The following is a 22,673-nucleotide window of genomic DNA, read 5'->3' on the forward strand; positions in this document are numbered from 1 at the left end:
ACTAAACGCAGCCTGTACGACAGACCGGCGACACAGTTAAGCTGCTCTCACTTTGTTGGAGTTCTTTGCATGCTGACCCTGGGAAACATCTTCGTGTTGATGCTGCTGGCGACTGCCGCCGCCTGGGTGTGGCACAACCACGGCCTGCGCGAGCGGGCGCTGGAACGGGTCAAGCAGCATTGCGCCAAGCTCGATATCGAGCTGCTCGACGGTGCGGTGGCGCTCAAGCGCATCGGTTTTGTGAAGGATGCCAGTGGTCGGCGACGCCTGGCGCGCATCTACAATTTCGAATTCACCGTGACCGGCGAGACCCGCCATCCGGGGACGATCACCCAGTTCGGCGCCCACAGCGCGCAGATCGAACTGGCGCCCTACCCGTTCGAGATCAAGACCCCACTGCCCAGTGCCAATGTGATCGAGCTGAGCCAATGGCGCGAGGACCACGCGGCCAAGAATCGTCACTGACGGCAGGCCGCGAGCGCCATCTGCAACGCGGCCACGTCCTGTGGTGCGCTGAAAATCAATTCGATCCGCGAGTCGCGGCGCCATTCACTGGGTTGCCAGGCAAGCGAAGCGTTATCCACGGCGTTGGCGCAAATCCAGCCTTCGGCGCTGTGGATAACCAGCTTGGCGCGGCGCCATTCCAGGCTTTCCAGCCATCCGGATACCCGCACGGCATCGAATTGCTGACTCGGGTGCCAGCGCCAGCCAATACTCCAACCGCCTTCCTGGGCCTGGCTCAAGCAAATCGGCAGCGTGGGATCGTTCCAGATCGCCGGCAGTTGCGCGACACCCTCGGGCACGGCGAAGTTATCCACCGCGGCGGCGGCCTGTGCGCTTAATCCGGGTAGCTGCTGCAGTGGCAACTGGGCCTGGCGAGTCCAGTACACCGGGCAATCCGGCAACTGCCGTTCGACAGCCTGGCGCCGCGCGGCATCCAGCGTCTCATCCTTGTTCAATACCAATAGCCCGGCACTGGCCAGCGTTTCCTGCTGCGCCGGTGGCAACGGTTTACCCGCCGCCAGGGCTTGGGCATCGAGTACCAGCACGCAGGGCTGAACCGCCAGCACGTTCTGCCACGGCGCCTGGCGCAATTGCTTGAGCAACTGCGCCGGGTGCCCCAGGCCGGAGGGCTCGATAAACAGCCGATCCGGCTTGGCCTTCCGCAGCAGACGGCCCAGGCCTACCTGGAACGGTGCACCATTCACACAGCACAAGCAGCCACCGGCGACTTCGCCCAAGGCAATGCCGTCGTCATCCTGGGTCAGCAGCGCAGCGTCCAGGCCGATCTGCCCGAACTCGTTGATCAATACCGCCCAACGCTCGTTGGCCGGGCGTTGCGCGAGCAGGTGCTTGATCAGGCTGGTCTTGCCGGCGCCCAAGGGCCCGGCAATCACGTGGGTGGGAATGTTCTGCAGCATGAGACGCTTCATTCAGACCGTGTAGAACGCTAGATCCTACGCGGTTATGCCAGCCAATCCAGCGTCAGGATCAAGCGGCGTTCATCCGCCTTCAGGGCGGGCGAGCGATGGATCAGGCCATGACCTTCATTGCCATGCCATTTCGTGCCCTTGAGCAAGGCCACCTCGCCGCAGTGAATCTGCTCGATTCGCTCGGTAGGCTCGGCCTCCGGTCGGCTCAGCAGGCGACGGTCCATCACACCTTCGCGCAACCATTGGCTGCCGATCCCGGCATAGGTGGTGATCAGCCGCACCGGCACATGGTCCACGTGAAAGCGCGGACACATGGCCTTGTCCAACAGGCGCAGGCGCACACCGATACGCTTGGCACCCAGCAGGCAGGCAAAGGCGCTGACCAGCCACGCCACATCAGCGATAAAGCCTTCATAGCCTTCAAGATCGCGACAACTGGATGCCAGGCCCTGCAAGTTCGGCGCGGTGTCTTCGCGGCTCAACTCCACGACCAGCGAATCGGCCAACGGCTCATTGAGCGCCACCAGCAACGCGCCGAATTCGGCAATGTGCAGCGGCAACTGGCGCTGCCACAGCGCCAGGTTGACGCCGTCTTCGAGGATGTCGGACAGCGCCAGCGGGGTTTCGCCGCGGGTCTGGCGGATCACGGGGCGCAGGGGAATAACCGGGGCCAGCATCAGGCAGCCGCCTCGTCATACCAAGGGCCAAAGGGATCGTCCAGCAAGCGCCAACCGTCGACGCCCAAGGCCATTTCTTCGTCGGTGAGCAAGCAGGCATCAAGCTCGGCGCGCAGGCGCGCGAAGTCGATGTTCTGCCCGATAAACACCAGTTCCTGACGGCAATCGCCAGTGCTCAATTGCCAGTTACCCATGATCGCCGCGACGCTCTCTTCGTCCTGGGGCCACTGGCTTTTTGGCACGAAACGCCACCAGCGACCGGCAAAGCCGTGCCGCATCAGGCCGCCGGCCTGGGACCAACTGCCCGCGTCCTGGTGCTTGCTGGCCAGCCAGAAGAAGCCCTTGGAGCGCAGCAGTTTGCCGTTGACCCATGGGCGGTCGATAAAGTCGAAAAAGCGCTGCGGATGCAACGGACGGCGCGCGCGATAGGCGGTGGAGGCGATGCCGTACTCTTCGGTTTCCGGCACATGCTCACCGCGCAGTTCCTGCAGCCACCCCGGGGCCTGCGCGGCACGTTCGAAGTCGAACCGGCCGGTATTGAGGATCTTGTGCAGCGGCACTTCACCCATGACCATCGGGATGATTTCCGCCTGGGCGTTCAGGCGCTCGAGAATCGCCATCAGCTCCTCGCGCTCACGGCTGCTGATCAGGTCGATCTTGCTGATCAGGATCACGTCGGCGAATTCGATCTGCTCGATCAGCAGGTCGGTGATCGAGCGCTCGTCTTCCTCGCCAAGGGTTTCGCCGCGTGAAGCCAGGCTTTCGGCGGCCTGGTAGTCGAGCAGGAAATTCATGCCATCAACCACGGTGACCATGGTGTCCAGGCGCGCGATGTCGGCCAGGCTTTGCTCGTTCTCGTCGCGGAAGGTAAACGTTTCGGCCACGGGCAACGGTTCGGAAATGCCGGTGGATTCGATCAGCAGGTAATCGAACCGACCTTCCTTGGCGAGTTTTCCGACCTCCTCGAGCAAGTCTTCCCTCAAGGTGCAGCAGATGCAGCCGTTGCTCATCTCCACCAGTTTTTCTTCGGACCGGTTGAGAGTGACGTCGCGCTGCACCTCGCTGCCGTCGATATTGATTTCGCTCATGTCATTGACGATCACCGCCACGCGCAGGTTGTCGCGGTTGCGCAGGACGTAGTTGAGCAGCGTGCTTTTACCGGCGCCGAGAAAGCCGGACAACACGGTAACGGGGAGACGATTGGGCATCAGGTAGTCCTCATCAGGGTGGCCGGTCAAATCGCCCGTTTATGGCGTTCGCGCAGCTCTTCACGTTCTTTGGCTTCGATACACAGGGTGGCGGTAGGACGCAGCAGCAGGCGTTGCAGGCCGATGGGCTCGCCCGTTTCGCGGCACCAGCCGTATTCGCCACGGGCCAGCAGTTCGAGGGCGTCGTCGATCTTGTCCAGCAGCTTTTTTTCCCGCTCCAGCAGGCGCAGTTGCCACTGACGCTGCTCTTCGGCGCTGCCCACATCGGCGGGATCGCTGTTGGTTTCCTGCTCGCGCAGCTGCTGGAACTCGGCGTCGATACGCACTTGCAGTTCATTGCGCTGGGCCAGCAACAGCGCACGGAAGAAGCCTTGCTGGGCTTCATTCATGTAGTCGGCGGGTGGCAGGGCCAGGAGGTCTTGTTCAGTCATGGGGAGCGGTTCACGGGTCAGGCTGTGATTTAATGTTATAGTATAACAATACAAATAAGCCAATCCCCCTTGCTCGTCACGACGAAGGGCGCAATGCTGGAACCCTCCCTGCCCCGAGAAGCCCTATGAAATATCTGTGGTGCGCCCTGTTATTGGCAGCGGCAGGCCCGGCCTGCGCGCAGACACCGAGCCTGCTGGCCAACTGCACGCGCAGCGCCAACCTGCTGGCGTGTGTCGACCCGCTGGGCAATGCCTACAGCGTGGCAACGGTCGGCAGCACCACGTACCTGCGCGGCTTCGAGGTGATCGGCAAACGCTATTGGGCACAGACCAACAGCCGCTATGGGCAGCTGACGTTCTTTACCGGATTGGCCTCGGACGGTGAGGCGTGGGTCGGCTACACACGGCGCGTGGGCTGGACCACCCTCAACCGGTTCTCCAGTTCGGGTGGCGCCAGCGCCAAGTTCACCTGCAGCCGGATAACCGGCTGCTAGGCCTGGGCATCCTTCTGTTCCTGCACCCAGGCCATGTAGCTGTTCATCGGCGGGTTCTTCTGGAAGTACTTCTTCAGACCTTCGAACAGGCCATCGGCAACCGCCTGTTGATGACGCGCGGTGACCAGTCGCGCACTGTCCCGCGCATTCGAGATGAACCCGGTTTCCACCAGGATCGACGGCACGTCCGGTGACTTGAGCACCGCGAAGCCGGCCTGCTCTACACGTTTCTGATGCAACGAAGTGATGCCTTCCAGGCTGCCCAGGATCGAGTTGCCCAGTTGCAGGCTGGAAGCGATGGTGGCGTTCATCGACATGTCCAGAATCACCCCGGCCAGCATCGGGTCCTTGTCCTTGAGGTTCAGCAGGCTGGTGGCGCCGAGCAGATCGGCGCCGTTTTCACGTTGCGCCATGAAGCGCGCGGTCGCGGACGTGGCGCCGCCTTCGGACAAGGCATACACCGAAGCGCCCGACGCGGTAATCCGTGGTGCGGCATCCGCGTGCACCGAGATGAACATGTCGGCATTGTGCTTGTGGGCAATTTCCACGCGCTTGCGCAGCGGCACGAAAAAGTCGTCATTGCGCACCAGCTTCACATCGAAGCCCTTCTCGCGCTTCAGGCGCTTGGCTAACAGCTGGGCGATGGACAGCACCACGTCTTTCTCACGCTGGCCTTTGGAGCCGACGGCGCCGGGGTCCTTGCCGCCGTGGCCGGGGTCGACCACCACGATGATGTCGCGCTTGGGATGAGCCTTGTCCACCGGCGCCACCAACGGCGCAGGCTGCGCCGCGATCTGGCGCGGCGCATGGGTGGCGCCGGTCAGGTCCAGCACCAGCCGGTGCCCTTGGCCGTCCTGGGGCGGCAACAAAAAGCTGTTGAGCTGCATCGGCGCGGCCAGGTCGAGCACGATCCGCGTATCGCCCTTGCCGAAATGCCCGGAGCGAATCGACGTGATCCCGCTGCCCTTGAGCATCAACTGGGAGAAATCCCCACTGAGCCCCGCGCCGCTGAGGTCAATGATCAGGCGCTCGGGTGCGCTCAGCGAAAAGGTCTTGTATTGCACCGGCCCGCTGAGGTCGAGCACCAGCCGTAGCTTGTCGTCCGAGCGCCACAGGCGCGCATTGCGAATCTGGGTGGCCGACGCGGTGAAAGGCAAGGTGAACAGCGGGCTGGCCAGAAGCAGGTTTAGGAGCTGACGTCTGTGCATGACAAATACCGCAAATAAAGGAGCGTCCCTGCTCGACATGACTGAAAAAAGGCTGGAGCAGAAAAATCATCGTCGACTCAATAGTTATAATATAACATGTCTTTTTATTTCCAACGATGGACCTGCTCATGAATGCGCTGACTCTGCCGGATATCGCCGCGCAGGCTTCACGCCAAGCCTTGCCACTCGACTGGGTCGGTATGTGCGGTATCGCCTTGCCGATCCTCATCGACGGCCATCGCCTGGCCGCCACCGCCGATGCCGGCGTCAGCCTGGACGATGGCGCCGCCCGTGGCATTCATATGTCACGCCTGTACCTGGCACTGGAAATGCTCGACCAGCAACCCCTTACGCCGGCACTTCTGCGTAATGTACTGCAGCGTTTTCTCGACAGTCATGAAGGTTTATCTAAGAACGCCTACCTGCGGATCCACACCGATTTGCTGCTCAAACGCCCGGCGTTGGTCAGCCCGCTGGCTGGCTGGAAAAGCTATCCGGTGAGCATCGAAGCGCGTCTGCAAAACCAGATGTTCCACGTGGAACTAAAAATTGACGTTACTTATTCCTCAACTTGCCCTTGCTCGGCTGCCCTCGCCAGGCAATTGATTCAGCAGCAATTTGTTGAAGATTTCGGCAACACGCCTTTGCAACATGAAGACGTCCTCACCTGGCTCGGCAGCGCCAACGGCATTGTTGCTACGCCTCACAGTCAGCGCAGCAGTGCGCAGTTGTTGATCGAGCTGGACGGCCAACAGCCCGACCTGCCCATCACCGCGCTGATCGACGACGTCGAGGCGGCCCTCGGCACCGCCGTACAAACCGCTGTAAAACGCGCGGACGAACAAGCCTTCGCCCTGGCCAACGGGCAGAACCTGATGTTCTGCGAAGACGCTGCCCGCCGCCTGAACCTCGCCTTGAAGCGCTCGGATGCCATCAACGCCTTCCACCTGAAAGTGATCCACGCCGAAAGCCTGCACGCGCACGATGCCGTGGCTGAAAGCCGCTGGACGAGACCCTCTGCATGATCACCTGCACCGCTTTGCGCTGGGGCGCCCCCGGCCAACCGCTGACGCCGGCGGTGGATTTCACCCTGGAAAAAGGCAGCCTCACCGGCATCATCGGCGCCAACGGCACCGGCAAGAGCAGCTTGCTCAAAGTCATCGCAGGCCTGCAGAAACCGCTCGCCGGTAAAGTCACCGTGGATGTTCCACGCCGCGGCGGCCTGTCGTTTCTGCCTCAGCAACAGCACCTCGACCGCCAGTTCCCCATCAGCCTGCAAGAGTTGGTTGCCGCCGGTTTCTGGGGCACCCGGCTCACGCCGCCGCAACGCAGCGAACGCCTGCATGCAGTACTCGAAGACTGGTGCCTCAGCGGCCTTGAACATCGCCCGTTGATGGCCTTGTCCGGCGGCGAACTGCAACGCGCCCTGCTCGCCCGCATGAGCCTCGCCGAAGCGCCAGTGTTGCTGCTCGACGAACCCCACGCTGCCCTCGACGAAGAAGGCCAGGCGCTGTGCTGGAAACATGTGCACGACTGGCACGATGAAGGCCGCACCGTGGTGATCGTTTGTCACGACCTCGCGTCCGTGCGCCACCACACCCAGCAAGTGGTGCAGATCAAGAGTACCGGCTGCGTGTTCGGGGCCAGCAAAGAGCTGATCCGCCCGCAACCGCACATGCAGGTGGCTTGATGCACTTCGCTGCCCACCTGTGGATGCCCTTCCTCGACTTCGTGTTCATGCGTCGCGCCTTGATCGGCGGCCTGGTACTGGCTTGCAGCACCGCGCCGCTGGGGGTGTTTCTGATCCTGCGGCGCATGAGCCTGATCGGTGACGCCGTCGCCCACGGCATCCTGCCCGGCGCCGCGCTGGGTTTCTGGTTCGCTGGCCTGAGCCTGCCCGCGCTGACCATCGGCGGCCTCGGCGCAGGCCTGGGCATGGCTGGCCTGTCGGCGTGGATCACCCGCCGCACCGGCCTGCGCGAAGACGCCAGCCTCGCCGCCATCTACCCGATCTCGCTCGCTGCCGGGGTGCTGATCCTGGGCATAGCCGGCAAGCGCCTGGACCTTTTGCACCTGCTGTTCGGCTCCGCCCTGGCTGTGGATGAAACCACCCTGACCGGCATGCTCTGGGTCTCCGGTTTCAGCCTGCTCGCCATGGCGCTGATCTACAAACCGCTGCTGCTGGACACCCTCGACCCACTGTTCCTGCAAACCGTCAGCCGCCTCGGCCCGCTCGCCCACGGGTTGTTCCTGACCCTGGTGGTACTGAACCTGGTGATCGGCTTCCAGGCTATCGGCGCGTTGATGGTGGTGGGTTTGATGATGTTGCCGGCCATCGCTTCACGTTTCTGGAGCCGGCGCCTGCCGGTGCTGATCGCGGTATCGGCAGTGCTGGGATGCCTGTCGGTGTGGTTTGGCTTGCTGCTGTCGTTCTACTACTCGCTGCCCAGCGGCCCGGCGATCGTGCTGGTGGCTGGCGTCGGGTATTTGCTGTCCGTGGTCTTCGGTCCGGTGCACGGCTTGCTGCGCCGCCCGCCCTTGCTGTCATCCCAATGAGGTGTTTCCCGATGCGCGCTCTACTCGTGCTGTTCAGTCTGGTGCTGTCGTTATCGACGGCTCAGGCCGCTGACAAACTCCAGGTGGTTACCAGTTTCAGTATTCTCGATGACATCACCCACCAGATCGGTGGCGATCACATCCAGATCAGCAACATGGTCGGCCCGGATTCCGACGCCCACACCTACGAGCCCACCCCGGACGACGCCAAGGCGCTGCTCAAGGCCAGGCTGATCATCAAGAACGGCCTGGGCTTCGAACCCTGGCTGGACCGCCTGGTGACCAGCACCGAAACCAAGGCCACCGTGGTCACCGCCAGCAAGGGCGTGATTTCCCACACCATGGAAGAAGACGGCGAAACCATCCCCGACCCGCACGCCTGGCACAACCTGGCCAACTCCGAAATCTACGTGAATAACATCACCAAGGCCTTGGTCGCCGCCGACCCGGCCAACAAGGCCGACTACCTGCGCAACAGCCAGGCCTACCTGAAAGAAATCTACCGCCTGCTGGCCGAAGCCAAGACCAAGTTCGGCGCACTGCCGCCGGGCAACCGTCGCATCGTCACCTCCCACGACGCCTTCGGTTACCTGGGCCAGGCCTATGGCATCGAGTTCCTCGCGCCCCAAGGCTTGTCCACCGAGCGTGAACCGTCGGCTGCCGAAGTCGCTGCGCTGATCACCCAGATCCGCAAAGACAAGGTCAAGGCGGTGTTCATGGAAAACATCAAGGACTCGCGCCTGCTCAAGCAGATCGCTGACGAAAGCGGCGCGCAGATCGGCGGCACGCTGTACTCCGATGCCCTGGCCGCCGAAGGCCCGGCCAGCACCTTCACCGGGCTGTTCGAATACAACCTCAACACCCTGTGCGCCGCCTTGGGCAAGCCATGACCGTGAGCATGCTCGAACTGGAAGAGGCTGCCCTCGGCAGCCGCTTTCCACTCGACCCGGTGCTCGATGCCTTGGCGTGGAACAGCGATGGGCTGATTGCCGCCATTGCCCAGCAACACGGCAGCGGCGAGGTATTGATGCTGGCCTGGATGAACCGCCAGGCCCTCACCGAAACCCTGGCCACCGGGCAGGTCTGCTACTGGTCGCGCTCGCGCCGGCAACTGTGGCGCAAAGGCGAGTCGTCCGGCCACTGGCAGCAGTTGGTGGAAGCGCGGCTCGATTGCGACGGCGACGCAGTGCTGCTGATCGTCGACCAGCAAGGCCCGGCCTGCCACACCGGCCGCCCGACCTGTTTCTACAACGCCATCGACGGTCATTACGTTCACATCATTACGGAGCCCGCTGCATGATCCGCAAGAATCCTTCCGGCGATCTGCCGGTGATCGCCGAATCGGCCTACGTCGACAAGACCGCGATCATCTGCGGCAAGGTCATCATCGGTGAGAACGTGTTCGTCGGTCCCTACGCCGTGATCCGCGCCGACGAAGTCGACGCCAGCGGCGCGATGGACCCAATCACCATCGGCGCCAACTCGAACATCCAGGACGGCGTGGTCATCCACTCCAAGTCCGGCGCGGCGGTGACCATCGGCGAGTTCACTTCGATCGCACACCGCTCCATCGTCCACGGCCCCTGCTCCGTCGGCGATCGTGTGTTCATCGGCTTCAACAGCGTGCTGTTCAATTGCGCCGTGGGCGACGGCTGCGTAGTGCGCCACAACTCGGTGGTCGACGGCCGCGACTTGCCCGCCGCGTTTTACGTGCCCTCCACCACGCGCATCGGGCCCAACACCGACCTGTCGCAATTCCCGCCGGTCAGCGTCAGCGCCTCGGAGTTTTCCGAAGACGTGGCGCGTACCAACGTCGACCTGGTGCGCGGCTACAAAGCCTTGCAAAACGAGTTCTGAACCATGAGCCGCCTGCTGATCCGCAACGCCCGCCTGGTGAATGAGGGCCAGGAATTCGACGCCGACGTGCTGCTTGCCAACGGCCGCATCGAGAAGATCGCCGCCAGCATCGAGGGCTGCAATGCGCCGGTGGCCATTGACGCCCAAGGCCAGTGGCTGCTGCCGGGCATGATCGATGACCAAGTGCATTTCCGCGAGCCTGGCGCACCGGACAAAGGCAGTTTCTACAGCGAGTCCCGGGCGGCCGTGGCCGGTGGCATCACCAGTTTCATGGACATGCCCAATACCAACCCGGCCACGCTGACCCTGGAAGCCCTGGCCGATAAAAAGCGCCGCGCGGCCCTGCACTCGGTGGCCAACTACGGCTTTCACTTCGGCGTGAGCAACGACAACCTCGACACCATTGCCGCGCTCGATCCGGGCGAAGTGGCCGGGGTCAAAGTGTTCATGGGCGCCTCCACCGGCAACATGCTGGTAGACGACCCGAAGGTCCTGGAGCGACTGTTTGCCGAGGTGCCCACCCTGCTCCTCGCCCACTGCGAACACACGCCGAGCATCCAGGCCAATGAACAGCGCCTGCGCGAGCGCTTCGGGGACAAGATCCCGGCGGTTGCCCACCCGCTGATCCGCGATGCCGAGGCGTGTTATCGCTCGTCTTCCTTTGCCGTGGAGTTGGCCAGGCGCTTGGGGACGCGCTTGCACGTACTGCACCTGACCAGCGCCCGAGAGTTGGAGCTGTTTGAAGACCTGCCCCTGGCGCAAAAGCGCATCACGGCGGAAGTCTGCGTGCACCACCTGCTGTTCGATGACCGCGACTATCACCGCCTTGGCCACCAGATCAAATGCAACCCGGCGATCAAGACTCGCGCCGACCGCGACGCCCTGCGCCAGGCCTTGTTGAGTGATCGCCTGGATGTGATTGGCACTGACCATGCGCCGCATACCTGGGCGCAAAAGCAGCTGGGGTACCGGGACGCGCCAGCGGGTCTGCCGCTGGTGCAGCACGCGCTGCCGGCGTTGTTGGAATTGGTCGCCGACGGGCTGCTGCCGTTGACCACCCTGGTGGCGAAAACCAGCCACCGCGTTGCCGACTTGTTCGCCATCCCGGATCGGGGTTATTTACGTGAAGGGTATTGGGCCGACCTGGTGCTGATCAAACCCGAGCCTGCAGGCAAGCCGGTCAGCGACGAGCCGATCCTGGCCCGCTGCGGCTGGACGCCGTTTGCAGAGCGGCGCTTTCGCCACAGCGTCAGCACCACGTTGGTGTCTGGCCACCTGGCCTGGCACAAAGGCCAGGTGGTCGACAGCTGCCAGGGCTTGCCGCTGCATTTCCTGCGTTAAGCGCGGGGCTTGACCGTACCGCAATCGTTGCCGAGCCACTGCGCATGACTGTCCAGGCTGCCCTTCTGCTGGATGCCGGTGGCATTGAAGGTACCGTTGACGGTGGTGGTGAATTCTTTCTGGCTCTGGAAGGTTGCGACGCCAGTGCCCTGGGCTTTGGGGCAGCTGAAGCGGAATTTCCACTGGTTGCCGGTCTTGTCGGTCACTTCCTGTTTGCAGCCCGATTGCGGGTCGGTCAGGGGGATCGAGTCAGAGGCGACTTGCGCCGGCGTGAGGCACACCTGCACGCCTTTGCCGGCCATGGTGATGCCTTGTTTTTCCAGCATCGCACGCTGTTCGGGGGTCATCTGTTGCTTGAGCTGACCGAGGATCAACGACAGGTCCGGCAGGTCCTGGTTATCGACTTTCATGTTGCTGGTGGTCAATTCCCACAAGCCCGGCGCCAGCATCTGCGCCTGCGCCGCCACGGGCAGCGACACACCAATAACCATGGCCAAACCAAGCAGACGAGCATTCATCGGGTAACTCCTGGGCAATTGTGGGCGTTAGACGCCGCAAAAGTGCCAGTGTTGCACGGCAAATAAAATAGCGACATTCGCAGCCGTTCATGGTCTGTTAGGCACTGGATTGTCTGGAGTCATGTCGTCCATGGATTTTTTTGGCCCGCACCTGCTCGCCTACTTCATCGCCACGCTGCACTTTCTCGGGACCCTCGCCGCGATCCACGCGGTGCTGACCGTCAGGACCGCCCAAGGCTCGATCGCCTGGGCCTTGTCGCTGATGTTCATGCCCTACCTGACGCTGATTCCCTACCTGATTTTCGGCCGCAGCACCTTCGACGCCTACATCCAGGCGCGGCGCCAAGCCAACCAGGAAATGCACACCGCGATCACTGAGCTGAACTGGCGCCCGTGGGTCGAGGAAGCCCTGGCCGCGCGCAACTCCAGCGCCTACGCCTCGCTGCGCGCCATGCCCAAGTTGGGCCGCATGCCGTGCCTGGCGAACAACGAGGTGCGCCTGCTGATCAATGGCGAGGCTACCTTCAGCGCGATCTTCGACGCCATCCGCCGCGCCAAGACGGCCGTGCTGTTCCAGTTCTTCATCATTCACGACGATGAACTGGGCCGCCAACTGCACACCTTGCTGACAGCCAAGGCCGCCGAAGGCGTGGATATTCACGTGCTCTACGACCGCATCGGCAGCCACGCCCTGCCCCATCACTATGTGCAATCGCTGCGTGACGCCGGGGTCAAGGTCAAGGCCTTCGCCACCCGCAGCGGCTGGCTCAATCGCTTCCAGGTCAACTTCCGCAACCACCGCAAGATCGTCGTGGTGGATGGCGTCACCGGATTTGTCGGCGGGCATAACGTCGGCGATGAATACCTCGGCAAAAAGCCGCCGCTGGCGCCGTGGCGCGATACCCATGTGCAGGTCACCGGGCCGGTGGTCGCGTGCCTGCAGGAGTCGTTTGCCGAAGACTGGTTCTGGGCCGCACGCGAGTTGCCGCCGCTGATCCTGCCGGACGCCTACCCCGAAGACGGTGTGCTCTGCCAATTGCTCGCCAGCGGCCCGGCCGACCCGTATGAAACCTGCTCGCTGTTTTTCGTCGAGGCCATCCATGCGGCGACCGAGCGCGTGTGGATCACCAGCCCGTATTTCATCCCCGACGAAGCCGTGTTTGCCGCGCTGCGCCTGGCGGTGCTGCGTGGGGTGGATGTGCGCCTGCTGCTGCCGTCGCGCCCCGACCACCGCATCGTCTACGCCGCGTCCAGCCTGTATGCGATCGAAGCGGTACGCGCCGGGGTTCGTGTATTCCGCTACACGCCGGGCTTTTTGCATCAGAAGGTGGTGTTGGTCGACAGCGAGATCAGCGCCATCGGCAGTGCGAACATGGACAACCGCTCGTTCCGGTTGAATTTCGAAGTGATGTTGCTCACGGTCGACGAAGCCTTCGCCCAGCAAGTGGAACAGATGCTGCTCGACGACTTCGCCCTGGCCCATGAAGTCAGCCAGGAAGAAAGCCGCGAAACCCGCCGCCTGCAACAACTGGGCATGCGGGTGGCGCGGCTTATTTCGCCGATTCTCTAGCGATCAATACGCGACCCATGTGGGAGCGGGCTTGCCCGCGAAGGCGTTACATCAGTACTCGATGAGTCACTGATAAAGCGCTTTCGCGAGCAAGCCCGCTCCCACATTTAGATCACCGCAGTTGTCATGATTGTGTTTCAGCGGTAGATATCTTCCCGCGTCCACGGCAGTTCATGGCTGCCATCGGCGTGCGGCTTGACCGCGAGGATCTGGTGCAGGTTGATCCAGCCGCGTGCGAACGCATAGGCGCAACCGGCCAGGTACAGCCGCCAGATACGCAGCGCCTGGTCCGGCACCATCTTCGCCGCTGCTTCCAGGTTGTCTTCCAACCGCTCGCTCCAGTGGTCCAGGGTGCGCGCGTAATGCAGGCGCAGGCTTTCGACATCGACCACTTCCAGCCCGACCTCACTGATTTCGGCGGTCATCATCGCCAGGTGCGGCAGCTCGCCGTTGGGGAAGACGTAACGTTCGATAAAATCACCGGCGCCACGGCCCACAGGTCGACCGTCAGTGTGCTTGGCGGTAATGCCGTGGTTCATCACCAGGCCGCCTTCGCGTACCGCGCCGAACAGGGTCTTGCAGTATTCCGCCAGGTTGGCATGGCCGACGTGTTCAAACATCCCCACGCTGACCACTTTGTCGAAACGGCCATCCTGGGGCAGGTCGCGGTAATCCAGCAGTTGCAGGTCGACCTGGTCTTCCAGGCCCTCGGCCTTGACCCGTTCCCGGGCCAGCGCCAACTGCTCCTTGCTCAGGGTAATGCCAAATACTTTGACGCCGAACTCCCGCGCGGCATACCGCGCCAACCCGCCCCAACCGCAGCCGACGTCGAGCAGATACTCGCCCGGCTGCAGGCGCAGCTTGCGGCACAGATGGCGAAATTTGTCTTGTTGGGCCTGGTCGATGGACTCGCTGCCGGTTTCGAAATAACCGCAGGAATACGCCATGTCCTGGTCCAGCCACAGCTGGTAGAACTCGTTGGACAGGTCGTAGTGGTAGGAAATCGCCGCTGCGTCAGTGGCCTTGTCGTGGATCGAGCGCACCGGACGACTCCCCTCGTCGTCATCGATCAGGGCGTGACTCAATTCATCACACACCCGGATCACTTCGCTGATGGAGCCTTCCAGCTCCAGTTTGCCCTCGACAAAGGCTGCGCCCAATGAATCGAGCGTGGGATGGGTGAGCTTGGAGACAACCGTGGGGTCCTTCACCACGATGGTCACACTGGGATCGGGGCCCAGGTTGAATTCATGGCCATCCCAGAGTCGAAGACGCAGCGGTAGCTGAAGATTCTGTAAGGCCGGTGGAAGTTGCGCGAGCATGAGTAGTCCCCCCTTGTTTCAGACGTCTGGTGTGAGGGTAGACCATCCGAAGACAAAGTAGGAGGCTATCGATTTGATAGCGTTCTTCTATGGGGCTCGGCGCTCGAGCAAACCGTCCTGGATCCACTGTTTAAGCCACGTGACCGCTTGCAATGGGGCTCCCTCTGCATAAGTGACCTGCAGCTGCTCGCACAGTTCTGAAAAATTCCAGCCGGTGGTCACCATACCGGCCAGCGCGCAGGCTTCTGCCGGCTCCAGGCTGCGGTAATGGCACACATTCTGATGACGCCACACCAGGCAGATGTGCGCCAACGCCAACGCCTGGCTGGGCGGGAAGGCGGACTCCTCCTTGCTGGCCCGCCAGAGCGCCAGCGTATTGAAGTGGCAGAGCAACTGCTGCACCGAGGGCGCCAGACTGACCTGCAGCGCCGGCCAGGCTTCAGGCGGCAACGATGCCATATCGTCGAGGGTCAGCGGCTGCCCTGATGGCGCATCGAATGCGAGGGTGAAGGCCCATTCCAAGCGCGCCAGCTCGGCCAGCGGCGCACTCTGTTCGGCCACCAGGTGTTCGAGGATAAACCCCGGGAACCGCTCGCCCAGCCAACGCAAACTGTAATGGGCCGACGGATAACGCCGCACGTAGGCCTCGGTCAGCGCGGCGAACTCATCGTCCCCAAGCCAATATCGGATGGCGCCGAAGTCATGCCGCAACACGTCCTGCAGTCGTGACAGGTAGGCGTTGTGATAAATCGCCAGGCCCGTGTCCACGTCCAGCGTCGGCCCACCCAGCAAAGTGGCGGCAAAGCTGCTGTTGGCCAGCGGGGCTTCAGATAACACATGCTGTTCAAACGCCAGCTGCCAATCGGTCATGCGCATAACGATCTCCGGGCCAGGGCGGTAGCACCCAACGCGCGAGCCTTGTCCAACTCGGTGAGCAACACGTCGAACGGCGGGAAATGATCATCGCGCTCCAACAGCGTCGAGACCGGCCCCAGGTGCTCCAACGTCTGCTGGTACAGCGCCCACACCGGATCACATACCGGTTGGTCATGGGTATCGACGACATAATCGCCGTAGTCCATATGCCCGGCCAGGTGCAGTTGGCGAATGCTCGCAGGCGGCAGGTTGCGGATGAAGGTCCAGGCGTCGAACCCGTGGTTGCGCGAGCTGACGTAGACGTTGTTGACGTCCAGCAGCAGTTGGCACCCCGACAAGTGCGTCAGCGCGTTGAGGAATTCCCACTCGGTAAATTCATCGGCCTTCGAGCGCACATAGCTGGAGACGTTTTCCAGCACCAGCGGGCGCTGCAGAACATCCTGCACCTGCCGCACGCGGGCGGCCACGTGGTAAAGGCTTTCTTCGGTGTAGGGCAACGGCAGCAGGTCGTGCAACTGGTGCGCGCTGCCGCGGCTCCAGCACAGATGGTCGGAAATCCACGCCGGCTGGATGCGTTCGGCGAGGGCGTGGAGCTGCTTCAGGTAATCGGTATCAAGGGCATGCGGCCCGCCGATGGACAAGGACACGCCGTGCATCACCAGCGGATAACGCTCGGCGATTGCGTCCAGGTAGTACAGGGCTTTGCCGCCCTGTACCAGGTAATTTTCGGAGATCACTTCGAACCAATCCACCGGCGGCGATTGTTCGAGGATCTGCTGGTAGTACTCGCTGCGTAAGCCCAGGCCGTAACCGAGGCTCGCAAGAGAAGTGGGCATAGGACACTCCAAGGTAAAAGTGTCCGCAGCGGTGGGAGGCAGCCGCTGCGGTTGCACTCGGTTGCCGGTTACTCGCCGACGGTGCCGCCTTTCTGGTCGCACATGGCCTTGCTCATGGAGAGGAAGCCCTGGCCTTTGCAAGAACCCTGGCCTTTGCACGCATGGTCCTTGGTTTTGCAGTCGTTCTGGCCTTTGCAGGCGTTGACGCCATAGCAATGAACCGAGGCGTCTGCGGCTTGGACCTGGGTAGCAACACCGGCAAACATCGTAGCGGCGGCCATGGCGAGAGCGGCACCGGCAGCAGCGGATTTAATGTTCATTTTGTAGTCCTCATGATCGGTAGTGGAGTCGGTCTGAACGGATTGTTCAGTCTCGACACACCACTAGAGTGAGGCCCCCTGCCGGCGTTACAGCGCTACGAAAATAATTCGGAAATTATTCCTCAAGCTTCAGCAGCGGCTCCTGAAACCGCAGCAAACGCCCGGCATTGCCCAGTACCAGCAAGGTGCTGAGGTTGTGCAGCACCGCCGCAATCATGGCCCCGGCGGCGCCCAGCCAGCCGAAGGCAGCAAACACCACGATGGCCAGCGTCCAGCCCAGGCCGATGATCACGTTGACCTGCAACGTGTACCGGCACTGGCGACTCAAGCGCACACAGGTACCCAGCCGGCGCAGGTCACTGCCGATCAAGACCACATCCGCCGAGGCCAGCGCGATATCCGCGCCGCCCGCGCCCATGGCCACGCCGACCACACCGGCCTTGAGCGCCAGGGAATCGTTGATGCCGTCGCCCACCACCATGGGCCGAAAGCCGCTGTCGATCTCGCCGAGCACGCGGTTGAGCTTGTCTTCCGGCAGGGCCTGGGCTTCGACATCACTGATGCCCACGTCCAGCGCCAGGCTGTCGGCCACACTCTGGCGGTCGCCGGTCAGCAGCAGTTGGCGGCCCAGGCCGAGGTCGCGCAGTTCCTGCAGCGCCTGGCGGGCTTCGGGCTTGACGCTGTCGGCGAGCAACAGCCAGGCGACGAATTGCCCCTTCAGCGCCAGCCCGGCAATCGGGCCGTCGTGGTCAGGAACAGGCGTCGCGACAATACCCAATTGCTCGAACAACTCCGGACGCCCCAGCGCCGCCTCGCCCTGTTCAGTCTGTGCCACCACGCCCAGGCCCTGGCGCTCGCGGATATCGCTGAGCGCCAGCCGTTGCTCCGGCGTCGCCAACCCCGCCAACGCGCAGCTGACCGGGTGGCTGCTGGCCGAACCGAGGCTGGCCGCCAGGTTGAGCAGCGCCTGGCGATCCGTCGATGCGCTCTCGATGGACTGCAAGCGCAAGGTGCCAAAGGTCAGGGTGCCGGTCTTGTCGACCACCAGCGAGGTCAGGTCCGCCAACTCTTCGAGGAAGGCCGAGCTGCGAATCAGAATCCCATGCCGTGCCGCCACGGCAATCCCGGCAATCGCCGTGGCCGGGGCTGACAACACCAACGCACACGGGCACGCCGCCACCAGCACAGCCAACATCGCCTGGGCGTCATTGGTCACAAACCAGGTCACCGCCGCCAGCAATAGCACCAGCACCATGTAGCTGCCGGCGTAACGCTCCAGCAGCCGCGTGATCGGCGGCTTGGAACGCTCGGCGTTCTGCATCAGCGCAATGACCTTGCCCAGCGTCGACTCATTGCCGGTGCGGGTCACTTGCAAACGCAACAGGCCGTCGAGGTTGATCGCGCCACCAAACACTTGGACGCCGACATGGGCCTCCAGCGGCACCGACTCGCCAGTGATCGGCGCCGTGTCCAGGCTGGCCTGGCCCGACAGCACTACGCCATCGGCCGGCACGCGGTCACCGGCGCGCACTTCAACGATATCGCCGGGATTCAGCGTGCCGTTATCCACCTCATGGATGCTGCCATCGGCGTGCACCCGACGGGCATGGCTGCGCGTCAATTTACCCAGGGCGTGGATCGCCTCCTGGGAGCCGATCACACTGCGCTCCTCCAGCACATGCCCGAAAATCATGATGATCGGCAGCAGTGCGGCGGTCAGCAGGTCACCGGTGGCCCACGCCCCCATCATCGCGAGGGCGATCAACTGGTCGGTGATGCCATGCAGGCTGGGGAAGCGCAGGCTGTACCAGGCCGAGCGCATTACCGGCACCGCGACCAGCAAGGACGCCGCGCCGAGCAGCAATTGACTGACACCACCCTGGTCCGGCGCCAGCCAGCGCCAGACCAGGCCCAGCACCAGCAAACCCAGGGCGAGCATCGCCAGGGTCAATTGCCGGGCGGCGCTGCGCTGCTCGGCGGAGGTCAACATGGGTGCGCTCATTGTTCGGCTCCCTGGATGATCAAGCGGGAGTCGTCTTTAGGATCGACGGTGGTCACAGCGCCGGCCTGGCCGAGAATCTTCGGCAGCCGCTCGCGGTACAAACGCAGCAGCAAGCCGGGGTCTTTCACCTGGGCCAGGCTCGCGACGGTAGCAGTCTGCGCCTGCGCATTGGCCAGGCGTTCGCTGGCCTGGGCATGGGCAACCTGCACCAGGCGGTCGGCCTCCTGATTGGCGGTCTGGGTGAGTTTTTCCGCGTCGGTACGCGCATTGGCCACCGCTTTGTCGGCCTGCTGGCTGGCGGTGAGCACGGCGTTGAAGGCATTTACCGCCGGGCCCGGCAGGCTTGATTGCACGTCGACGCGGGTGACCTGGATGCCCAATCCCAGGCCAGTGGACGTCAACTCCGCGAGGCGCTTGTTGATGCCTTGCACCAGGTCTCCACGCAGCCTTTCGCGCCGTTGCGCGGCGCCGTTGTCGGTGCCGATCAGTTCCGGGCGCGCCACCAGGATCGTGTCCAAGTCCCGCGCGGCAGTCAGGGCCACCGCGCTGCGGGTCACCAGGCGGTCCAGCGCCGGCAGCACATGCTCGCCCTGCAACACAAACGCATAGGGCTCGGTGACTTTGTAGAACACCCGCACATCCAGCTGCACCACGCCGGCATCGCCGGTCAGCAGGTAGCCGGAGCCGGCCAGTGCGTCGCTCAACGGGGTGGCGAAACTGGCCACGCGGTCGGCCTGGATCGCCGCATCGGAACGCAGCAGGTTCTCCACGCGCCGCTCGATCACGCGATCCGCCGCCGGCAACAGCGCCACTTGCTCGAACGGCTGCGGCCAGGCCAGCAACAAGCCGGCATTCTGGATGCGATCCAGCGCGCCGAAGTGCAACACCACGGCACGGTTCTGCGGGTCGATCTGCCGCACATTGGAAAACGCCCAGGCCAATGCCGCCAATACCGTCACCGCGTACAGCGCCAGAAAGGTCAGGCGCCCAGCCTGGATCCACGGGCTGTCCGGGCTGCCACGCTCGATCATGGCTGGACGTCCTTCGGCCCGTCCACCAATGCACGGAACGGCGCCGCGTCGGTGCGCAGGATGATCCTGGTACCCGGAGTCACGACGGTGCCCAAGGTATCCAGCGAGCGCAGCAAGTTGTACAGCTGCGGGTTGCCGGCGTAGGCACGCCCATAGATCTGCGCCGCTTCGACGCGCGACTGTGCTTCGATGTCAGCCGCTTTCACCGTGGCATCGGCCTGCACGATGCGCGCATCGCGCTCGGCGGCGGAACGGATCTGCGCCGCTTCACGCTTGCCCACGGCGGTGCGTTCGGTCGCGATGGTTTCGCGTTCGGCACGCATGCGGTCGACCGTCGCGGTGAGGGTGACCGACGGCAACGTCAGCCGCTCGATGCCGACCTGGGCCACGCGCACGCCATAAGTAGTGAGCAATTGTTGATCAATCTGCTGGCGCAACTGAGCCTCGAAATCGGCAATGCGCACTTGGCTGGCATCCGTATTGATCAGGCTCGACAAGTCAAAACTGGCAGCCGTGGTCTCCAGCGCCGAGCCGACAAAGGTGCGAATTTGCCGCGCCGCTTCATCCGGCTGGTTCTGCACCGCGCGCATGAAGCGCTGCACATTGTCGGCATCGCCCTGCACCTGCCACGCCACATAGGCCTGCACGATGATGCGCAGGCCGTCGCGGGTGCCTACATCCTGCAAGCCACTGGACGTGGTGCGCAGGCGCAGGTCCACCGGGATCGCCGCTTCGAACGGCGCCGGCCAGCGCCAGCCCAGGCCCGGCTCCAGCAATACCCGCGACGGGTTGCCGAAGCGGGTAATCACCGTGGCTTCACCGGAACGCACCTGCACCAGGCTCGCCGCCGCTACGGCAAACAGCACCAGCAACACCGCCCAGGCCATGCGCCGCCAGGGGAACGGGCCTGCCGCGTGTTCATCACCATGATGAGCGTGGTGGTGATGGCCATGATGATGATCGTGAGAATGAGCGCTCAACAGACAGACTCCTTATTGAACGGCTTTACGCGGCACCGAAGGATCGGCCGGTAAGGTAAAAGAACGCAGATCGATCGTCGGCGCGCCATCGGCACCCAGGCGGTGATCCAGAATAAGCAGCTTGGCGTGGGCCAGGCCCTGGCTGAGTTGGCCGAGGTACTGCTCCAGCACAAAGGCCTGGCCGGCCGTGGCGTAGGCCTTTTGTTCGGCAGCAAAGCGCAGGTCGGCCGCCTGGGCCCCGGCATTCACTTCACGCGCGCTGGCCAGCGCCTGGTCGCGCGCAGTACTGGCTTGCAGCAAGGCCTGGTTGGTCTGTTCGCTGGCGGCACCGCGCTCGCGGGAGATCAGGGCCTGGGCGCCAATCTGCGCGGCTTGCACGCCGTGGTAGGCATTGGCGGCACCGGCCGGTGGGTGGATGGCTTCCACGACCGTGGCGAGGATTTCCACGCCGCTGTCGAGTTTTTGCAGGTCCGCCTGCACCGCGCTGCCAATTTCGTCAGCGAGGCGAGTGCGTTGCTCGCCGAGCAATTCGTCGAGGGTGCGCGAGGCAAAGTCGTGAACCAGGATACGGCTGGCGGTGCTGCGAATCAGGGTCGGCACGTCCGCGCTGTGGTAGGTGGCGGCCAGCGCGGCCTGGTCGGTGAGGCCGATGCGATAGACAAACCGCACGTCCATATTGACGATCTGGAAGCTCTGCTTGTCGCCGCTGCTGCTGGCGATCACCTGGGATTTGTCATTCACATGGCTGGCGTCCCACAACCGATTGGCGATCAACGGCGCCGGGCCCTCGGCAGGCGCCAGTTCCGGCGCAGCCGTTTCGCTGACGCTGGTGGCCAACTCATGCACCACGCCATTTTCCACGTTGATGACACGGCCTAACGGCCAGGGTAGACCGGCATGCAAGCCGGGCCCGAACACCTCGACGGGCTTGCCAAAGCGTTCATAAATCCCACGCCCTTGCAGCGGCACTTCATGCACGCCGGTCAGTGTCCAGCCGACAGCCAGCACCACCAGCAGCACCGGGAAGAATGCACGGCGCATGTAGGTAAACGCCCAGATCTGGCGCAGGTCGATGCCGAAGCGGTTGTGCAGCTCATGCTGCAAGGCGAGCAACGGTTGCGGCGGCCAGCGCAGCAGGTCGGCAATAAAGCTCTGCGCCATCAAGCGCGGTTCAAGGCGCGGTTGGCGCGGGCTGAACAGCGACAGCACGGCCCGAAGCAGAAACTCCAGCGCCACCAGGGCGGGCAACAGGCCGATCAGTGTGGCGAGGCGCAGCGGCCAGACAGACGCTGCGCCAGCAAACAGCAGGCAGATCGCGCTGACCACCAGGCACACAATCGCCACCCGGCTCAACTGTGCCAATTGCGCGGCTTCCGGCCATTGCGTGGCGGTTTCCTGAGCCAGGCGCCGCTCGAACACCAGCAGGCCAAACGCCAGTGCCAAGCCGAGCGCGGCACCGACACTGGCCGACTGCCCCACCGCCGCTGCGGGCAGCGCCAGGTTCCAGAACTCGATAACACTCACCAGCGCCAGCAGCGCCCAACCGCACAACCACAACACCGGCGCACCGATTTGGGCCAGCAGGCCACTGCCCAGGCGGTTGGCCAGGCTTCGATGCCAGGTGACGGGCTCATCGGGCTGTTCGGTCAACGCCGCCACCGGTTCTTCCAGCGCCTGGGCACGCCAATCGGCGACCCACCACGCCGACTGCAACCCGGCCACCAATACCAGCAACGCCGAGGCACAGTTGATCAACACCACCGGCCAGATCGACAGCGGCGCAAACAGCGCGACAAACAGCGCCAGCACCCAACCGGCAACGGCCAGGACCGTCAGGCTGATGCCGGCTTGGCGCAATCGACGGGCATGGAACAGCCCTTGCTGAAAACGCGGCAGGCCTTCCACCGAAGCGCCGTCAGCCTCTAGATCCACTTGCATCTACTTAACGCCCAGTTGTACACAATTCGTTACGATATAACACGCAGCGTGAAATTTTTGTTCGAAACCCGCGTA

Annotated in this window: 24 protein-coding genes; 10 read left to right on the forward strand and 14 right to left on the reverse strand. The window is 63.4% G+C overall.

The window, feature by feature from the left end; genetic code table 11:
• Positions 1-69: 69 nt before the first annotated feature.
• Positions 70-465: a DUF3301 domain-containing protein gene (locus BBG20_RS09865; RefSeq protein ID WP_065902609.1), complete on the forward strand. Its 396-nt coding sequence runs from the start codon at positions 70-72 to the stop codon at positions 463-465.
• Here the strand turns inward: BBG20_RS09865 and BBG20_RS09870 are convergent.
• Genes BBG20_RS09870 through dksA form a run of 4 tightly spaced genes read right to left on the reverse strand, consistent with a single transcriptional unit; the run spans position 459 to position 3,749 of the window.
• Complete coding sequence (locus BBG20_RS09870; RefSeq protein ID WP_065902611.1) at positions 459-1,421, reverse strand: CobW family GTP-binding protein; 963 nt, start codon at positions 1,419-1,421, stop codon at positions 459-461. The genes BBG20_RS09865 and BBG20_RS09870 overlap by 7 nt on opposite strands.
• Before the next feature lie 44 nt (positions 1,422-1,465).
• Positions 1,466-2,110 (reverse strand): DUF1826 domain-containing protein, encoded by a 645-nt coding sequence (locus tag BBG20_RS09875; protein WP_065902612.1) that lies wholly within the window; start codon positions 2,108-2,110, stop codon positions 1,466-1,468.
• The gene (zigA, locus tag BBG20_RS09880) at positions 2,110-3,318 is read right to left on the reverse strand and encodes a zinc metallochaperone GTPase ZigA (protein WP_065902896.1); all 1,209 of its coding nucleotides are present in this window, start codon (positions 3,316-3,318) and stop codon (positions 2,110-2,112) included. The genes BBG20_RS09875 and zigA overlap by 1 nt, the downstream gene beginning before the upstream one ends.
• 26 nt (positions 3,319-3,344) lie before the next feature.
• Positions 3,345-3,749 (reverse strand): RNA polymerase-binding protein DksA, encoded by a 405-nt coding sequence (dksA, locus tag BBG20_RS09885; protein WP_065902614.1) that lies wholly within the window; start codon positions 3,747-3,749, stop codon positions 3,345-3,347.
• 125 nt (positions 3,750-3,874) lie between these two features.
• Between dksA and BBG20_RS09890 the strand changes: the two genes are divergently transcribed.
• Entirely contained in the window at positions 3,875-4,243 is a 369-nt protein-coding gene (locus BBG20_RS09890; RefSeq protein WP_065902616.1) for a glutamine synthetase, read from the forward strand.
• On the opposite strand, the gene BBG20_RS09895 is transcribed toward BBG20_RS09890, so the two are convergent.
• The gene (locus tag BBG20_RS09895) at positions 4,240-5,451 is read right to left on the reverse strand and encodes an N-acetylmuramoyl-L-alanine amidase (protein ID WP_065902618.1); all 1,212 of its coding nucleotides are present in this window, start codon (positions 5,449-5,451) and stop codon (positions 4,240-4,242) included. The genes BBG20_RS09890 and BBG20_RS09895 overlap by 4 nt on opposite strands.
• Before the next feature lie 128 nt (positions 5,452-5,579).
• On the opposite strand from BBG20_RS09895, the gene folE2 reads away from it, so the two are divergent.
• Genes folE2 through BBG20_RS09930 form a run of 7 tightly spaced genes read left to right on the forward strand, consistent with a single transcriptional unit; the run spans position 5,580 to position 11,205 of the window.
• Positions 5,580-6,476 (forward strand): GTP cyclohydrolase FolE2, encoded by an 897-nt coding sequence (gene folE2 / locus BBG20_RS09900; protein ID WP_065902620.1) that lies wholly within the window; start codon positions 5,580-5,582, stop codon positions 6,474-6,476.
• Positions 6,473-7,141: a metal ABC transporter ATP-binding protein gene (locus BBG20_RS09905; RefSeq protein WP_065902622.1), complete on the forward strand. Its 669-nt coding sequence runs from the start codon at positions 6,473-6,475 to the stop codon at positions 7,139-7,141. The genes folE2 and BBG20_RS09905 overlap by 4 nt, the downstream gene beginning before the upstream one ends.
• Positions 7,141-8,007: a metal ABC transporter permease gene (locus tag BBG20_RS09910; RefSeq protein WP_065902624.1), complete on the forward strand. Its 867-nt coding sequence runs from the start codon at positions 7,141-7,143 to the stop codon at positions 8,005-8,007. The genes BBG20_RS09905 and BBG20_RS09910 overlap by 1 nt, the downstream gene beginning before the upstream one ends.
• Positions 8,008-8,018: 11 nt before the next feature.
• The gene (locus tag BBG20_RS09915; RefSeq protein ID WP_065902626.1) at positions 8,019-8,897 is read left to right on the forward strand and encodes a metal ABC transporter substrate-binding protein; all 879 of its coding nucleotides are present in this window, start codon (positions 8,019-8,021) and stop codon (positions 8,895-8,897) included.
• Positions 8,894-9,307, forward strand: a complete 414-nt coding sequence (gene hisI, locus BBG20_RS09920) for a phosphoribosyl-AMP cyclohydrolase (protein ID WP_065902628.1) — start codon at positions 8,894-8,896, stop codon at positions 9,305-9,307. The genes BBG20_RS09915 and hisI overlap by 4 nt, the downstream gene beginning before the upstream one ends.
• The gene (locus tag BBG20_RS09925) at positions 9,304-9,864 is read left to right on the forward strand and encodes a gamma carbonic anhydrase family protein (protein ID WP_048721911.1); all 561 of its coding nucleotides are present in this window, start codon (positions 9,304-9,306) and stop codon (positions 9,862-9,864) included. The genes hisI and BBG20_RS09925 overlap by 4 nt, the downstream gene beginning before the upstream one ends.
• A gap of 3 nt (positions 9,865-9,867) precedes the next feature.
• Positions 9,868-11,205, forward strand: a complete 1,338-nt coding sequence (locus BBG20_RS09930; RefSeq protein WP_065902629.1) for a dihydroorotase — start codon at positions 9,868-9,870, stop codon at positions 11,203-11,205.
• On the opposite strand, the gene BBG20_RS09935 is transcribed toward BBG20_RS09930, so the two are convergent.
• Complete coding sequence (locus BBG20_RS09935) at positions 11,202-11,723, reverse strand: DUF3617 domain-containing protein (RefSeq protein WP_065902631.1); 522 nt, start codon at positions 11,721-11,723, stop codon at positions 11,202-11,204. The genes BBG20_RS09930 and BBG20_RS09935 overlap by 4 nt on opposite strands.
• Before the next feature lie 130 nt (positions 11,724-11,853).
• On the opposite strand from BBG20_RS09935, the gene cls reads away from it, so the two are divergent.
• Complete coding sequence (cls, locus tag BBG20_RS09940; protein ID WP_065902633.1) at positions 11,854-13,293, forward strand: cardiolipin synthase; 1,440 nt, start codon at positions 11,854-11,856, stop codon at positions 13,291-13,293.
• Positions 13,294-13,430: 137 nt separating this feature from the next.
• Here the strand turns inward: cls and cfaB are convergent, their stop codons facing one another.
• The 8 genes from cfaB to hflK (BBG20_RS09980) form a co-directional block, all read right to left on the reverse strand.
• A complete protein-coding gene (gene cfaB, locus BBG20_RS09945) occupies positions 13,431-14,615 on the reverse strand; it encodes a C17 cyclopropane fatty acid synthase CfaB (protein WP_065902635.1) in 1,185 nt (394 codons plus the stop codon).
• A gap of 87 nt (positions 14,616-14,702) precedes the next feature.
• Positions 14,703-15,491, reverse strand: coding sequence for an HvfC/BufC N-terminal domain-containing protein (locus BBG20_RS09950; protein WP_065902637.1), 789 nt, complete (start codon positions 15,489-15,491; stop codon positions 14,703-14,705).
• The gene (gene bufB, locus BBG20_RS09955; protein ID WP_065902639.1) at positions 15,482-16,327 is read right to left on the reverse strand and encodes an MNIO family bufferin maturase; all 846 of its coding nucleotides are present in this window, start codon (positions 16,325-16,327) and stop codon (positions 15,482-15,484) included. Before bufB ends, BBG20_RS09950 begins: the two co-directional genes overlap by 10 nt.
• A 68-nt stretch (positions 16,328-16,395) precedes the next feature.
• Complete coding sequence (gene bufA2 / locus BBG20_RS09960; protein WP_065902641.1) at positions 16,396-16,647, reverse strand: BufA2 family periplasmic bufferin-type metallophore; 252 nt, start codon at positions 16,645-16,647, stop codon at positions 16,396-16,398.
• A gap of 115 nt (positions 16,648-16,762) precedes the next feature.
• The gene (locus BBG20_RS09965) at positions 16,763-18,649 is read right to left on the reverse strand and encodes a heavy metal translocating P-type ATPase (RefSeq protein WP_065902643.1); all 1,887 of its coding nucleotides are present in this window, start codon (positions 18,647-18,649) and stop codon (positions 16,763-16,765) included.
• Complete coding sequence (gene hflK, locus BBG20_RS09970) at positions 18,646-19,680, reverse strand: protease modulator HflK (RefSeq protein WP_065902644.1); 1,035 nt, start codon at positions 19,678-19,680, stop codon at positions 18,646-18,648. The genes BBG20_RS09965 and hflK (BBG20_RS09970) overlap by 4 nt, the downstream gene beginning before the upstream one ends.
• Positions 19,677-20,663 (reverse strand): protease modulator HflC, encoded by a 987-nt coding sequence (gene hflC, locus BBG20_RS09975; protein WP_371920718.1) that lies wholly within the window; start codon positions 20,661-20,663, stop codon positions 19,677-19,679. Before hflC ends, hflK (BBG20_RS09970) begins: the two co-directional genes overlap by 4 nt.
• A 9-nt stretch (positions 20,664-20,672) precedes the next feature.
• On the reverse strand, positions 20,673-22,598 hold the full coding sequence (gene hflK, locus BBG20_RS09980; RefSeq protein ID WP_065902648.1) for a protease modulator HflK: 1,926 nt from the start codon (positions 22,596-22,598) through the stop codon (positions 20,673-20,675).
• Positions 22,599-22,673 lie beyond the last annotated feature (75 nt).

Source organism: Pseudomonas aylmerensis, from assembly GCF_001702265.1.
Taxonomy (GTDB): domain Bacteria; phylum Pseudomonadota; class Gammaproteobacteria; order Pseudomonadales; family Pseudomonadaceae; genus Aquipseudomonas; species Aquipseudomonas aylmerensis.

Excerpts from the sequence above, each read along its gene's own strand:
- BBG20_RS09930 (WP_065902629.1), top strand. The coding sequence starts at position 9,868 with ATGAGCCGCCTGCTGATCCGCAACGCCCGCCTGGTGAATGAGGGCCAG.
- zigA (WP_065902896.1), bottom strand. The coding sequence starts at position 3,318 with ATGCCCAATCGTCTCCCCGTTACCGTGTTGTCCGGCTTTCTCGGCGCC.
- cfaB (WP_065902635.1), bottom strand. The coding sequence starts at position 14,615 with ATGCTCGCGCAACTTCCACCGGCCTTACAGAATCTTCAGCTACCGCTG.
- BBG20_RS09915 (WP_065902626.1), top strand. The coding sequence starts at position 8,019 with ATGCGCGCTCTACTCGTGCTGTTCAGTCTGGTGCTGTCGTTATCGACG.
- hflK (WP_065902648.1), bottom strand. The coding sequence starts at position 22,598 with ATGCAAGTGGATCTAGAGGCTGACGGCGCTTCGGTGGAAGGCCTGCCG.
- BBG20_RS09950 (WP_065902637.1), bottom strand. The coding sequence starts at position 15,491 with ATGCGCATGACCGATTGGCAGCTGGCGTTTGAACAGCATGTGTTATCT.
- bufB (WP_065902639.1), bottom strand. The coding sequence starts at position 16,327 with ATGCCCACTTCTCTTGCGAGCCTCGGTTACGGCCTGGGCTTACGCAGC.
- hisI (WP_065902628.1), top strand. The coding sequence starts at position 8,894 with ATGACCGTGAGCATGCTCGAACTGGAAGAGGCTGCCCTCGGCAGCCGC.
- folE2 (WP_065902620.1), top strand. The coding sequence starts at position 5,580 with ATGAATGCGCTGACTCTGCCGGATATCGCCGCGCAGGCTTCACGCCAA.
- BBG20_RS09875 (WP_065902612.1), bottom strand. The coding sequence starts at position 2,110 with ATGCTGGCCCCGGTTATTCCCCTGCGCCCCGTGATCCGCCAGACCCGC.
- BBG20_RS09925 (WP_048721911.1), top strand. The coding sequence starts at position 9,304 with ATGATCCGCAAGAATCCTTCCGGCGATCTGCCGGTGATCGCCGAATCG.
- bufA2 (WP_065902641.1), bottom strand. The coding sequence starts at position 16,647 with ATGAACATTAAATCCGCTGCTGCCGGTGCCGCTCTCGCCATGGCCGCC.
- cls (WP_065902633.1), top strand. The coding sequence starts at position 11,854 with ATGGATTTTTTTGGCCCGCACCTGCTCGCCTACTTCATCGCCACGCTG.
- BBG20_RS09865 (WP_065902609.1), top strand. The coding sequence starts at position 70 with ATGCTGACCCTGGGAAACATCTTCGTGTTGATGCTGCTGGCGACTGCC.
- BBG20_RS09870 (WP_065902611.1), bottom strand. The coding sequence starts at position 1,421 with ATGCTGCAGAACATTCCCACCCACGTGATTGCCGGGCCCTTGGGCGCC.
- BBG20_RS09935 (WP_065902631.1), bottom strand. The coding sequence starts at position 11,723 with ATGAATGCTCGTCTGCTTGGTTTGGCCATGGTTATTGGTGTGTCGCTG.
- BBG20_RS09895 (WP_065902618.1), bottom strand. The coding sequence starts at position 5,451 with ATGCACAGACGTCAGCTCCTAAACCTGCTTCTGGCCAGCCCGCTGTTC.
- dksA (WP_065902614.1), bottom strand. The coding sequence starts at position 3,749 with ATGACTGAACAAGACCTCCTGGCCCTGCCACCCGCCGACTACATGAAT.
- BBG20_RS09965 (WP_065902643.1), bottom strand. The coding sequence starts at position 18,649 with ATGAGCGCACCCATGTTGACCTCCGCCGAGCAGCGCAGCGCCGCCCGG.
- BBG20_RS09910 (WP_065902624.1), top strand. The coding sequence starts at position 7,141 with ATGCACTTCGCTGCCCACCTGTGGATGCCCTTCCTCGACTTCGTGTTC.
- BBG20_RS09905 (WP_065902622.1), top strand. The coding sequence starts at position 6,473 with ATGATCACCTGCACCGCTTTGCGCTGGGGCGCCCCCGGCCAACCGCTG.
- BBG20_RS09890 (WP_065902616.1), top strand. The coding sequence starts at position 3,875 with ATGAAATATCTGTGGTGCGCCCTGTTATTGGCAGCGGCAGGCCCGGCC.
- hflK (WP_065902644.1), bottom strand. The coding sequence starts at position 19,680 with ATGATCGAGCGTGGCAGCCCGGACAGCCCGTGGATCCAGGCTGGGCGC.